Genomic DNA, 13,249 nt, shown 5'->3' with positions numbered 1-13,249 from the left:
GATTTCAAACAAAAAACGGAAGCTAAAGAAACAAAAGAAAATTTGTAATTTTGAAAAAAACAGAAAAAATGCAGGAAGCGCTGTTTTACGAGAAACAAAAAAACGATTTAGTAAAATGCCTCCTCTGCCCATGGTTCTGCGAACTAAAACCCGGACAAACCGGAAGCTGCAAAGTGCGTGAAAATGTGGAAGGAACATTAGTTACCCATGTTTACAACAAAGTAGCCGCACTGAGCACCGACCCCATCGAAAAAAAACCACTCTATCATTTTTATCCGGGAAAAAACATCCTTTCAATAGGAGAAGTGGGATGCAACCTGCATTGCAACTTTTGCCAAAACCACCATATTTCTCAATGCCGGGCCACCGAATTTTACGGCTTTCATTCCGTCACTTCCGAGCAAATTGTGAACAGAGCTCTTTCGGTTCGCAATAACATTGGCATCGCGTACACTTACAATGAACCGTTCACTTTTTATGAATTTATGAGCGACATCGCCCAGTTATCGCACGAAAACGGGCTTAGGAATGTGGTAGTTTCCAATGGATATATTAATCCGGAACCCCTTTCCCGGATCTTACCTTATATTGATGCTTTTAATATCGATCTGAAAGCTTTCGATAACAATTTTTATAAAAAACAAACAAAAGGCAAACTGAAACCGGTAAAGGAAACATTGAAAACAATTGCCGGCAGCGAAAGCCATCTGGAAATTACAAATCTTGTAATTACCAGCCTCAACGATGATGAATCAGCATTTGAAAAAATGGTAAAATGGATTGCCGCTGAACTGGGTCCCGAAGTTCCCCTTCATCTTTCGCGCTATTTTCCTCAATACCGGTCAACGCTCCCTCCCACTCCGCAAAAAACCTTAAACAACCTGTTTTCCATTGCCTCCCAACACTTACAATATGTGTATCTTGGAAATGTGAATGAAGGAAAAAAATCGTCGACCTTTTGTAGCAGTTGCGGTACCTTGTTGATCGAAAGAAACGGGTACCAGACAAAAATTATTTCGGCTGATTTTGACGGACGGTGCCCGAAATGTGGGGCACCGGCAAATATTGTCATGGGATAACCCAACAAAAATTCTGTTCAGAACATAAAATAATCCCGGATAAATTACGTATCTTTTTATCTGATAATTTAAACTTATTACATAAAATGAATTACGAAGACTTTACCAATCAACCTGAATTTCAGCAACTAACCAAAGAAGCAGAAAAACTAAAAAGCAAAATTTTTTCAGATGTAATTGACGAGAATGGCCTCCAGTATGTTGACCTGGTGCAGGAAGGTGGAGGGGTTTTGGGCATTGCCCTTGTCGGTTATACATATATTCTTGAAACAGCGGGAATTCGTTTTTTTCATTTGGCCGGAACCTCAGCCGGTGCTATCAACACGCTGGTGCTTGCCGGAATTGACTCTATAGAAAAAGAAAAATCGAAACAGGTACTCGACGTTTTAGCCAAACAGGATTTATTTGAATTTGTTGATGGCGACCCGGCATTGAAAGCCATTATGCAAAAAATTATTGATGGTACGCCCATAAAAAAAATGCTGGTCAAACTTCTTTGGAATATACGCAAAATAAAAAAAGCGCTCTTTGTAAACCTGGGGTTAAACCCTGGAAGGGCCTTCGAGCAATGGATTGAAACTGTACTAAAAGAATCGACCAACAAGATTACCACCATTGGTGAGTTGCTGGAAAAACGAAGTAAAGAATATTTTCCCAAAGGGCTGAAACACCGGATTACCGGCGAACCAATTACCGACGATTCAGCGCAAATGCACATTATAACTGCCGATGTTACCACACAAACAAAGGTACTTTTTCCGCAAATGGCCCATTTGTATTGGGGAGAACATGTCAATGAAATATCTCCGGCAAAATTGGTGCGTGCTTCCATGTCGGTGCCGTTCTTCTTCGTTCCGTTCTCAATTGACAACATTCCGGCAGCCGGAGAACCTGCAAGCGGTGAATGGATAAAACTGGCTAACTTTTACGGACCCATTCCTCAAAAAGTTAAATTCGTAGACGGCGGTATGATTTCCAACTTCCCAATTAATGTATTTCATGCCAAATTTAAAAGGGTGCCACGCAAACCTACCTTTGGAGTAAAACTAAGTTCTTACCGCGAAGAGTTTGCTGATGTGGATGATTTGGGCACCTTTGTAGGTTCAATGGTCAGCACCATGCGACACGATGCAGACAATGAATTTTTGCTTCAAAATCCGGACTTCAGGAAACTGATTTGTTTTATAGATGCAGACAAAGACTTTAACTGGCTCAATTTCAAAATGAGCGATGAAAAGAAAAAGAAACTGTTTCTGCTTGGCGCACGCAAAGGCCTTGAATTTATAAAATCGTTCGATTGGGAAGCCTACAAAAAAATAAGAGAGTAACTCAATAAATTTCACTTACTTTGTCCCCGTGAAACAAACGATTTTGTTTCAGGTTTTTATTTTGTGAAAAAGGGATTACTAAATGGAATTTTCTAAATTAGGCATACACAACGATATTCTCGATGCCATTTCTTATATGGGCTTTAAAAACGCCACCCCCATCCAGGAGCAAGCCATTCCTGAGATATTGGGCAGACACGATCTGATTGCATGCGCTCAAACAGGTACAGGAAAAACAGCGGCCTTTGTTATTCCGGTACTCGATCTGATTATGGATCATCCGTCAGGCGAAACCACCACATTGATTTTGGTGCCAACGCGTGAACTGGCAGTTCAAATCGACCAGCAAGTGCAGGGAATTGCTTACGGACTCGGCATTCATTCCATTGCCATTTACGGTGGCAGCGATGGAGACGATTGGGGACAGCAAAAAAGGGCACTCACACAGGGAGCCGATATTGTAATTGCCACACCGGGCAAGCTTATTGCCCATCTTAACCTTGGATACGTAAAGTTCGACACCATAAAATACCTCATCCTCGATGAAGCCGACCGGATGCTCGACATTGGTTTTTACGACGATATTCTGAAAATTATCTCGTTCCTGCCCAAAGAGAGGCAAACACTCATGTTCAGTGCCACCATGGCCCCGAAGATCAGGACACTTGCATCGAAAATACTACAAAAACCTCACGAGATAAACATCTCCATGTCGAAACCGGCAGAAGGAGTTTTGCAGGCCGCCTACCTTTGTTATGAGAATCAAAAAATTGATCTGATTAACCGTCTGATTTCAGGGAAACCGGAATACAACAGCATTCTTATTTTCTGTTCTACCAAAAAGAAAGTAACTGAACTGGCCCTTTCCCTCAAGAAAAATAATTTATCCGTAGAGCCTATCTCTTCTGATTTGGAACAGACAGAAAGGGAAAAGGTGTTGCAGGCATTTAAAGCCCGACGTACCCGAATTTTGGTAGCTACCGATGTGCTCAGCCGAGGTATTGATATAAAGGAAATTAACCTCATCATCAATTTCGACGTACCACATGATGCGGAAGATTATGTGCACCGTGTAGGACGCACGGCCAGAGCTGACGCTACGGGAGTGGCACTTACCCTAATCAACGAAAAGGAAATGGGGAAATTCCACCAAATCGAAAAATTAATTGAAAGGGAGGTAATAAAAATCCCTCTACCCGAGGGGATGAATGAAGGGCCAGAGTGGAAAGTATTTAAACCGCGAAAAGACTTCAAAAGAAAAAATTTCGGAAAAAAAATAAGACCAACAGAAAAAAAAGGGACCCAGAAGTTTTCAAAAAGACATGGAAATAATAATCATGGCCGTGGTTAACTACTGTTAATCTGCTCTTGACTGCCATCACAGATTTACGTAACTTACACCTCGATTATTGAAAATAGACTTAAATCATTCAAACATGAAAGCTTCTAAAACCTTTCTATTTATATGTCTCTTTGTTTCTACTATTTTATTAAAGGCCCAGACAAATGCCGACACTTCCCTGGTTAGAATTGAAACGCGTGACGGCAACGAATATGTCGGGCGAATTACCAAAGAAGACACAGATAAAATTATCCTTTCCACACAAAGACTGGGGGAAATCTCCATTCTGAAAACTGACATCAAATCGCAAAAAAACATTCAATCACAACAAATAAAAGATGGCAAGGTCTGGTTTCCCAATCCGCAGGCATCACGCTATTTCTGGTCTCCCAACGGGTACGGGTTGAAAAAAGGCGAAGGGTATTATCAAAATATTTGGGTTCTGTGGAACCAGTTTGCTTACGGCATAACTGATAATTTTTCAATCGGAGGTGCTGTCGTCCCCTTGTTTTTATTTGGTGGAGGACCAACTCCGGTTTTTATCAGTCCCAAAATATCTTTCCCTGTTGAAAAAGAAAAATTCAATTTAGGTGCCGGAGCCTTAATTGGAACCGTATTGGGAGAAACGGAAGGAACGTTTGGCCTCGCATACGGTATTTCTACCTTTGGCCCGCCAGACAGAAACATAAGCATTGGACTGGGATACGGATTTGCTGACGGAGAATGGGCTTCTTCACCGATCGTCAACATCAGTGGGATGTTCAGGCTTTCCCCCCGCTGGTATTTTATTTCTGAAAACTATTACATCGGAGTGAGTGAAGATGGGGGAGGAATAATCAGTGGCGGCGCCCGATGGATTATAAAAAGGGCCGCTCTTGACTTCGGTCTTTTTGTTCCTTTTGGATCCGGTATTGATTTTGTGGGCATCCCCTGGCTCGGTTTTTCAATCCCGTTCGGAAATTCACAATGATAATTTAGGTTTTCGAAAATTCAATTGGTATTTTTAGCACACAAAATTTAAAAGAATACACATGTTTAAAATCATTGGACTTCTAACAGTAGTTGTTTTGTATTTGTCATGCGATGGAGAAAATACCGGAAAAATAAAAACCGGCGCAGAACAACCCGAAAAATACCTTCCCACCCTTCAAGATAAAAAAATTGGGGTTGTTGTAAACCATACTTCCATGAAAGGTGATATTCATCTGATTGATTACCTTCTACAGCAAAAAGTAGACGTACAAATGATTTTCGCGCCAGAACATGGCTTTAGGGGAGATGCCTCTGCCGGTGAAAAAATTGAAGACGGTGTGGACAGCAAAACGGGAATACCGGTAATTTCTCTCTACGGCGCGACCAAAAAACCCACTCCTGAGCACCTTTCTGATTTGGATCTTCTGATTTTTGACATCCAGGATGTTGGATGCCGGTTTTACACCTACATCTCAACCCTTCATTTGGTGATGGAAGCCTGCGCTGAAAACGGGAAGCCGCTTTGGGTATTCGACCGTCCCAACCCGAACGGCGACTATGTAGCCGGGCCGGTTCTCGAACCCAAATACAGATCGTTTGTTGGGATGCACCCCATTCCAATTGTTCACGGCTGTACTATCGGGGAATTGGCTCAGATGATTAATGGAGAACAATGGTTCGGCTCCTCAAAAAAATGTGATCTTTCTGTTATTCCGGTTGCAAATTACACCCACAAAACAAAATATTCCGTGCCCATTCCACCGTCACCTAATCTCTCTACTGATTTGGCGGTAAAACTCTATCCTTCTCTTTGTTTTTTCGAAGCCACCAGTGTAAGTGTAGGGCGCGGCACCGATTTTCCATTCCAGGTTCTGGGTGGGCCAAAACCAGAACTCGGAGATTTCAGTTTTACCCCAAGATCCATTCCTGGCGCAGCCGTAAACCCTCTCAATAAGGGAAAAGTTTGTTATGGCGTCGATCTCAGAAAGTTAGAAAAAGTACCTTCTTTCACATTAAAATTCTTTCTTGATTTTTACCACCAATATGAAAATGAAAAAGATTTTCTCACAAAGGAGAACTGGTTCAATCAACTTGCCGGTACGGATAAACTGATTGAACAGATAAGACAGGGACAAAGTGAAAATGATATTGTTGAAAGTTGGCAACCAAAACTGGAACAATACAAGCAAATAAGAAAAAAATATCTGCTTTACCCCGATTTTGATTGATTATGAATCCTTATTTGGTTTTAAGTCTGATATTAGGCTATTTTTTTGTTTTAGTCGGTATTTCATTCTTTACCTCCCGCCGTGCCGATACGCAAACTTTTTTCACCGCTAACCGCAAATCCCCTTGGTTGGTCGTAGCCTTTGGTATGGTAGGTGCCACACTTTCGGGGGTTACTTTTATTTCAGTGCCGGGGGAGGTAGGCAACTCGGCATTTTCCTATTTACAATTTGTTTTGGGTAATATTGTTGGATACTGGTTAGTGGCAGGTTTTTTACTACCGCTCTACTACAGGCTGAACCTCGTTTCTATCTATTCTTTTCTTGATCAGCGCTTTGGAAATGCGTCTTACAAAACCGGTTCATTTTTCTTTATCATTTCAAAACTTATTGGGGCTGCCTTCCGGTTGTACCTTGTTGCCGGTGTCTTACAAATTGCATTTTTTGATACCTTTGATATTCCCTTTTCGATAACTACAGTGGTAACAATTGCCCTTATCTGGGTCTACACCTTCCGCGGTGGAATAAAAACGATTGTGTGGACGGATACATTGCAAACCCTATTTCTGATAAGCGCTGTGATTTTTACCATCATTGCGATTAGTCAAAACCTGGGTTTCGACTTACCCACTCTTGTTGAACGAATTGCCTCAGAACCTTCCTCAAAAACTTTTTTCTGGGACTGGCGCAGCGGCCATAATTTTTTCAAACAGTTCTTTGCCGGCATGTTCATCACCATTGTAATGGTAGGAATGGACCAGGATATGATGCAAAAAAACCTTACCTGCAAAAACAAAAAAGAAGCTCAAAAAAACATGTTGGTCTTCAGTTTCTCTTTCCTCATTGCAGTTTTCCTCTTTTTGTGTCTCGGTGTTTTATTGTATGTTTTTGCCGGGCAAACCGGCATTCCAATTCCTGAAAATACAGATGATCTGTACCCGTTAATTGCACTTAATCATCTGGGCCTTCCTGTAGGAATTGCATTCTTAATGGGCATTACTGCGGCGGCCTATTCCAGTGCGGATTCTGCTCTTACTGCCCTGACAACCTCTTTCAGTATCGATTTTATAAAAATTGACCGCTACGAGGAGCAAAAAAGGCAGCGTATAAAAAAACTTGTTCACCTTCTTTTTTCAGCCCTGCTGGCCACTGTAATCCTGATTTTCCACGCTATCAGCAATGAAAGTGTCGTGGTAGCTGTATTTACCGTGGCTGGTTATACCTACGGTCCCATTCTCGGGTTATTTATATTTGGTATGTTTTCGAAAAGAATTGTAAAAGACAGATGGGTGCCACTTATCGCTGTTATTTCGCCGGTTAGTTGTTTTTTTATTTCGAAGTACTCAGAGTGGCTCTTTCACGGATATAAATTTGGTTTTGAACTACTTATACTCAACGGAATTATTACCTTGACCGGATTGTGGATTTTCTCCCGAAAAAATGATGCAAAAAACAATGAATAGTTGCAAATAAATGTTAAATTTTGTAAATTGATTTGCTATATTTGCAATACTAAGATTAAGAAAAGAACGTTAGTAGCATTAAAAAGTTGGGGAATTGATCAGATATCTGCTTCAAATATTAATTGTGGCCGTGATGCTTATATCGCTGTTTTCATGCGAGGATGAGGGCTATTTGAGCTCTCCGGACGCGCAATTGAAGTTTTCCTCCGACACCGTCATGTTCGATACTATTTTTACAACCATTGGTTCAACAACTCAACATCTGAGAATTTACAATCCCTACGAAGAAAATATTCTGATCTCCCGCATCCGGGTAGCCGGCGGTGATTTTTCCAATTTCAGACTGAATGTGAACGGCACCCCTGCCAATGAAGTGTATGAGGTAGAAGTTCCGGCAAGGGACAGTATCTTTATTTTTGTTGAAGTAACCATCGATCCCAATGGACAGAATCTTCCGATGGTAGTGCAGGATTCCATTGAGTTTACAACCAACGCAAACCGCCAAAGTATTAAGTTAGTGGCATACGGACAGGATTTTAAGCTGGTTAAAAATGAAAACATTGGCACTACTACCTGGACTGCAGAAAAGCCTTATCTGGTTTACGGCAATGCCTATGTAGACAGTGTTTCTACGCTCACCATTGAGCCCGGAACAAAAATATATTTTCATAAAGAGGCCGGATTATATATAAAAGGAACTATTGAAGCCGAAGGTACCTTTCAGAATCCGATCCTTTTTACGTCTGACCGGCTTGAGGAAGCTTACAAAAACATTCCGGATCAATGGAACGGGATTATCCTGTATTCCGGAAGCCACAACAATGTATTTAACTTTGCCACCATAAAAAATGCATATATTGGCCTACAAGTTGGAACCATCGAACATGAAGGTTTTGCCACCCTGGAGTTAAATAATTCAAGAATTGAAAATATGACTTATGCGGGCCTGTTTGCAATGAAATCCAAAATTTCCGGCTACAATAATGTTATTGCCAATTGCGGTTTTTATGCAGCAGCGCTTCTTGTGGGAGGTGAATACGAATTTTACCATACAACAATTGCCAATTATTGGGGAGGCTACTCAAGCCGCGCACGACAAACTGCTTCGCTAATACTTTCCAACAACCTGATAATAAAAGACTCTGATGGATCGGAAGTTACCCATACCGGAAATCTGGAAAAAGCCCTTTTCGGAAATTGTATTATATACGGAAACAACAGGATGGAAATAGAACTGGGAAAAAACGACGAGAAAGCTTTCAATTACTATTTCGACCATTGTATCATTCAGGTACCTGACACATTTAATACTTCCAACAAAGAACATTACAGGAACGTTTGGAAGGGATCAACTTACGATCCGCTATTTATGGACCCCTATGAAAAATACAACTATGCACTCGACACCCTTTCGGCTGCGAAGGATAAGGGAAGTCTTGAATATGCCAAGTTCTTCCCCAACGACATCCTCAACCGCGACCGTCTGGCCGATAATGGTCCGGATCTGGGAGCTTTCGAGCGAGTAGAAAAAAAAGATGAAAAATAAGATTTTTCTTGTTTGTGTCTCTCTTCTCTTTGCTTCCTTTACTTTTTCTCAAAACACCGAAGCATTCTCCATCCTTTTTTACAATGCGGAAAACCTTTTCGATGTTAAAGACGATCCGGAAACCCTGGACGAAGAGTTTACGCCTGAAGGAGAAAGACACTGGACATACAAACGGTTGAATAAAAAGCTGATTAACCTTTCAAAGGTTATCTTAAACGCCTCGGGCTGGACGCCACCACAAATTATTGCCTTGTGTGAAATTGAAAACCGCCAGTTGCTTGAACGCTTACTAAATGACACTCCACTACGCGCTTTCCCTTATAAAATTATTCATAAAGAATCGCCGGATACACGAGGAATAGATGTTGCGCTTGTTTACGATGAAAAAACGTTTTATCCACTGACATACACATATTTTCCGTTAAAAACGACAAAAGATTCTGTTTCCAAAACCCGGGAAATACTTTATGTTTCAGGGATTTTGAATGAATCCGATACCCTGCACCTTTTTGTCAATCACTGGCCATCAAGGTATTCAGGTCTGCTAGAAAGCCAGCCCCAAAGAAACCTGGCCGCCAAAGTACTGCATCAACAAATAAAAATATTACAGAAAAAGTATCGCAACCCCAAAATTGTATTGGTGGGCGATTTTAATGATCAACCAACTGATGAAAGCGTAGTAGATTATCTAAAAGCCGGAAAATTGCCCTCTTCCGTTGATTCGGTTGAGCCCGCAAAATTGTACAACCTTTCATTTTCCTGGATAGGAAAAGAGTTGGGAACGTTAAAATATCAGTCTCAGTGGTCGGTATTTGATCAGATAATTGTTTCGGGTACGTTGCTAAATAAAGAAGAAAAATTGTTTACCCATCCGGAATGGGCCCGGATTGTACAACTCCCCTTTTTACTTGAACAGGATGAAAGGTACGGAGGGTTAAAACCTCATCGAACATATTATGGATTTCGTTACCATGGCGGGTTTAGCGATCATTTGCCGGTCGTTCTGAAGCTACAAATCAATCCCTGACTTTGGGAGTCAGCCCCAACTCATGTGCCTTTTTCAACATGAAAGAATAAGCCTCCTTGTAATTGTTTCTAATTTCTCCATCGAGAATAGCATCTTTAATGGCATCTTTAATCAAACCGACCTCGCGACTGGGAGAAATCCCAAAAACCTCCATAATCAATTCACCGGAAACCGGCGGCTGAAAATTGCGGACTGCATCCTTCTCCTCGATCTCTTTCAACTTACGCCTGACAATTTTAAAGTTCTTCATGTAACGTTTTACCTTCTGGGAATTTTTAGAAGTAATATCAGCCTCGCAAAGGGTCATCAGGTCATCGATATTGTCACCGGCCTCAAAAAGAAGACGTCGTACCGCCGAGTCAGTCACTTCTTCTTCAGAAAGCACAATAGGGCGCATGTGAAGCACTACCATTTTCTGAACATACTTCATTTTTTCATTCAAAGGAAGTTTCAACCTGCGAAAGATTTTAGGGATCATTTTTGCTCCCACAAAATTATGCGCATGGAATGTCCAACCCTGACCATCCACAAACTTTTTGGTGGCAGGCTTGGCTATATCGTGCAGTAATGCTGACCAGCGCAGCCAAAGATTATCAGTGTTTGGAGAAATACGATCAAGCACCTCCAGCGTGTGGTAGAAATTATCTTTATGACCAGTTCCGTTTACCACATCAATCCCTTTCATTTTTTGCAACTCAGGGAAAATAATTTCCAGCAGCCCGGTCTCCTCGAGCAGTTTAAATCCTACTGAAGGTAAAGGCGCCATCATAATTTTATTTATTTCATCGGCAATACGTTCTGCCGAAACAATCTTAATACGCTCCTTGTTACGGGCAACTGCCTGCAATGTTTTCGTTTCGATCTCAAATCCCAATTGGGTGGAAAAACGGATAGCACGCATCATCCGGAGCGGATCGTCAGAAAATGTAATCGAAGGATCGAGCGGAGTACGGATTATTTTATTTTCCAGATCATTCAAACCGTTAAACGGATCCACAAGTTGGCCAAAATTATACTCGTTAAGCCCCAAAGCAAGGGCGTTAATGGTAAAGTCACGGCGATTCTGATCGTCTTCCAGCGTTCCATTTTCTACAACCGGTTTCCGTGAGTCATGACTGTAGGACTCTTTTCTGGCTCCAACAAACTCTACTTCATAGTTGCGGTATTTAAACTGTGCCGTACCAAAATTTTTAAAAACAGTAACCTTGGGACGGGGTTTCAATGTACTGGCAACATTTTCAGCCAGCTCTATTCCACTGCCTAATGTTACAATATCAATATCTTTTGAAGGGCGTTTTAAATACAAATCACGCACAAATCCGCCAATTACGTAAGTTTCCTGCTGAATTTTACCAGCTACTTCTGCTATATGTTTAAATATTTTGTGATTCAATTCTTTATCCATCTCCTGACAAAATAGGTTTCAAAGTAATTTTTTACTGCCAGTTTTGAAAAAAACGTGACAAAATTACAATTATTTACCGTAAAAAAGGCTCAATTTTTTCATTCAGATAAAATGGTATTATCTTTGACTAATAATATCGACAAATTTAGATATGTAAATCTTTAAATTTTATAAATATGTTAGAACATTTAACAAAAGAGACTTTTAAAGAAAAAGTATTCAACTGGGAAGAAAATAAAGAATGGAAATACGAAGGTTCAGTACCTTGTATGATTGACTTTTATGCCGACTGGTGTGGTCCGTGTAAAATGGTTGCACCGGTATTGGAAGAGTTGCAAAAAGAGTATGGCGACAAGCTCAGAATCTACAAAGTAGATACCGAACAGGAACAGGAACTGGCAGGAATGTTTGGCATTCAAAGTATTCCATCGCTGCTTTTTGTACCGGTTGACGGACAACCTCAAATGGCCATGGGAGCGCTTCCCAAGGATACATTTGAAAAGGCCATCAACGATGTGCTGAAAGTGGAAAAGCCACTGGCAAACTAAAAAAAACCAAGCACCTTTTCGAGTTGAATTCCACGGGAACCTTTCACGAGAACCGTTCCCTTTTTAATTGGATTTTGGCTCAGATACTGACAAAGTTCACTTGAATTCGGAAAGGTGTGAAACGGATAATCTTTAGCCGCTTCAGAAAACAGGGGACCAACCAAAAAAACCGCATCAAAGGTGTATTTTTTTATTTGCTCAAGAATGGCTGTATGTTCAGCCGGGGAATAACATCCCAGTTCGAGCATATCACCAAGAATTAGAAACCGGTGGGATTGGAACGCTGAGACAAAACTTTCAATGGATGCCTGCATGCTGGTTGGATTGGCATTGTAGGCATCCATTATTATTTTTACCCTCCTTTTTTCAACCAACTGAGATCGATTGTTCTGCGGATGGTATTTTTTTATGGCAGCCTGTATATCCAATGGGTCAACCTTAAAATAATGGCCAATACAGGCAGCGGCCAATACATTTTCAAAATTATAACGACCAGTAAGTTGGGTATTGAGGTAGAGAGCCCCTTTAGGGAAATTTACCCTGGCATGAATGAAAGGAGGGGACAATACCGGCTCACCGATAAAATCAGCATTCTTTTCTCCAAAGCTCACCCTTCCCGGGTAATCATCTACAAGTTGTGTAAGAACCGGATTTTCGATATTGTAAAAAATGATGCCCTTCTTTTTCTTCAGATGATGGAACAGTTCAGCCTTTGTTTTTTTTATGGTTTCAAAAGAACCAAATCCTTCGAGGTGTGCCCGGCCAATATTTGTAATAATTCCAAAATCAGGATCAGCTATAGAACAGAGTTCTCCAATTTCTCCGGGATGATTGGCCCCCATCTCAACAACACCAATTTCCGTCGTTTTATCCATCTGAAGAAGAGTGAGCGGAACACCGATATGATTATTCAGGTTACCCTCAGTTGCAAAAACACGATACCGGGAGGCCAAAACAGAAGCAATGAGTTCTTTGGTGGTTGTTTTCCCATTGGAACCGGTAATAGCCACAATAGGAAGGTTCAACTGCTTCCGGTGGAAGTGGGCCAAATCCTGTAGCGTTTTCAACACATTCTCCACCAAAACTGTTTTGCCCGGTCGATGAAACTCCTTCTCATCGATAAAGGCGCACACAGCACCTCTTTTCAGCGCTTCGGAAGCAAATTGGTTGCCATTGAATTTTTCTCCTTTTAATGCAAAAAAAATATCCCCTCCCCCTATTTTCCGGGAATCGGTTTCTATCCGCGGATTTGATAAAAAAAGCCGGTAAATCTGTTCGATAGTCATTTCACAAAATAAAAAAACCTCATTCGG

11 protein-coding genes are annotated in these 13,249 nt (G+C 41.1%); 9 read left to right on the top strand and 2 right to left on the bottom strand.

Annotated features, from left to right (window positions below):
• Positions 1–50: 50 nt before the first annotated feature.
• From amrS to D1164_RS02010, 8 genes are all read left to right on the top strand, one after another.
• Complete coding sequence (gene amrS / locus D1164_RS02045) at positions 51–1,079, top strand: AmmeMemoRadiSam system radical SAM enzyme (protein WP_119348253.1); 1,029 nt, start codon at positions 51–53, stop codon at positions 1,077–1,079.
• Between the two features lie 86 nt (positions 1,080–1,165).
• Positions 1,166–2,407, top strand: a complete 1,242-nt coding sequence (locus D1164_RS02040; RefSeq protein WP_172594309.1) for a patatin-like phospholipase family protein — start codon at positions 1,166–1,168, stop codon at positions 2,405–2,407.
• Positions 2,408–2,489: 82 nt separating this feature from the next.
• Positions 2,490–3,758, top strand: coding sequence for a DEAD/DEAH box helicase (locus tag D1164_RS02035; RefSeq protein WP_119348251.1), 1,269 nt, complete (start codon positions 2,490–2,492; stop codon positions 3,756–3,758).
• A gap of 85 nt (positions 3,759–3,843) precedes the next feature.
• Complete coding sequence (locus D1164_RS02030; protein WP_119348250.1) at positions 3,844–4,719, top strand: hypothetical protein; 876 nt, start codon at positions 3,844–3,846, stop codon at positions 4,717–4,719.
• A gap of 61 nt (positions 4,720–4,780) precedes the next feature.
• Entirely contained in the window at positions 4,781–5,950 is a 1,170-nt protein-coding gene (locus tag D1164_RS02025) for an exo-beta-N-acetylmuramidase NamZ family protein (RefSeq protein ID WP_172594308.1), read from the top strand.
• A 2-nt stretch (positions 5,951–5,952) separates the two neighbouring features.
• The gene (locus D1164_RS02020) at positions 5,953–7,410 is read left to right on the top strand and encodes a sodium:solute symporter (protein WP_119348248.1); all 1,458 of its coding nucleotides are present in this window, start codon (positions 5,953–5,955) and stop codon (positions 7,408–7,410) included.
• Positions 7,411–7,504: 94 nt separating this feature from the next.
• Positions 7,505–8,956, top strand: coding sequence for a hypothetical protein (locus D1164_RS02015; RefSeq protein ID WP_147371986.1), 1,452 nt, complete (start codon positions 7,505–7,507; stop codon positions 8,954–8,956).
• Complete coding sequence (locus D1164_RS02010) at positions 8,946–9,983, top strand: endonuclease/exonuclease/phosphatase family protein (protein ID WP_119348246.1); 1,038 nt, start codon at positions 8,946–8,948, stop codon at positions 9,981–9,983. The genes D1164_RS02015 and D1164_RS02010 overlap by 11 nt, the downstream gene beginning before the upstream one ends.
• Here D1164_RS02010 and D1164_RS02005 read toward each other — a convergent pair.
• Positions 9,973–11,388 carry a CCA tRNA nucleotidyltransferase gene (locus D1164_RS02005; protein ID WP_119348245.1) on the bottom strand — a complete coding sequence of 472 codons (1,416 nt, stop codon included), beginning with the start codon at positions 11,386–11,388 and terminating at the stop codon, positions 9,973–9,975. The two genes, D1164_RS02010 and D1164_RS02005, sit on opposite strands and share 11 nt — an antisense overlap.
• A gap of 176 nt (positions 11,389–11,564) precedes the next feature.
• On the opposite strand from D1164_RS02005, the gene trxA reads away from it, so the two are divergent.
• Positions 11,565–11,936 (top strand): thioredoxin, encoded by a 372-nt coding sequence (trxA, locus tag D1164_RS02000; protein ID WP_119348244.1) that lies wholly within the window; start codon positions 11,565–11,567, stop codon positions 11,934–11,936.
• Here trxA and D1164_RS01995 read toward each other — a convergent pair.
• Positions 11,933–13,222, bottom strand: a complete 1,290-nt coding sequence (locus D1164_RS01995) for a UDP-N-acetylmuramoyl-tripeptide--D-alanyl-D-alanine ligase (protein ID WP_119348243.1) — start codon at positions 13,220–13,222, stop codon at positions 11,933–11,935. The genes trxA and D1164_RS01995 overlap by 4 nt on opposite strands.
• Between the last annotated feature and the right edge of the window lie 27 nt (positions 13,223–13,249).

The organism is Mariniphaga sediminis, from assembly GCF_003573545.1.
GTDB classification, from domain to species: Bacteria; Bacteroidota; Bacteroidia; order Bacteroidales; family Prolixibacteraceae; genus Mariniphaga; species Mariniphaga sediminis.
Note: the sequence above shows the minus strand (reverse complement) of the source record. Positions and strands in the feature narration are given on the sequence as shown.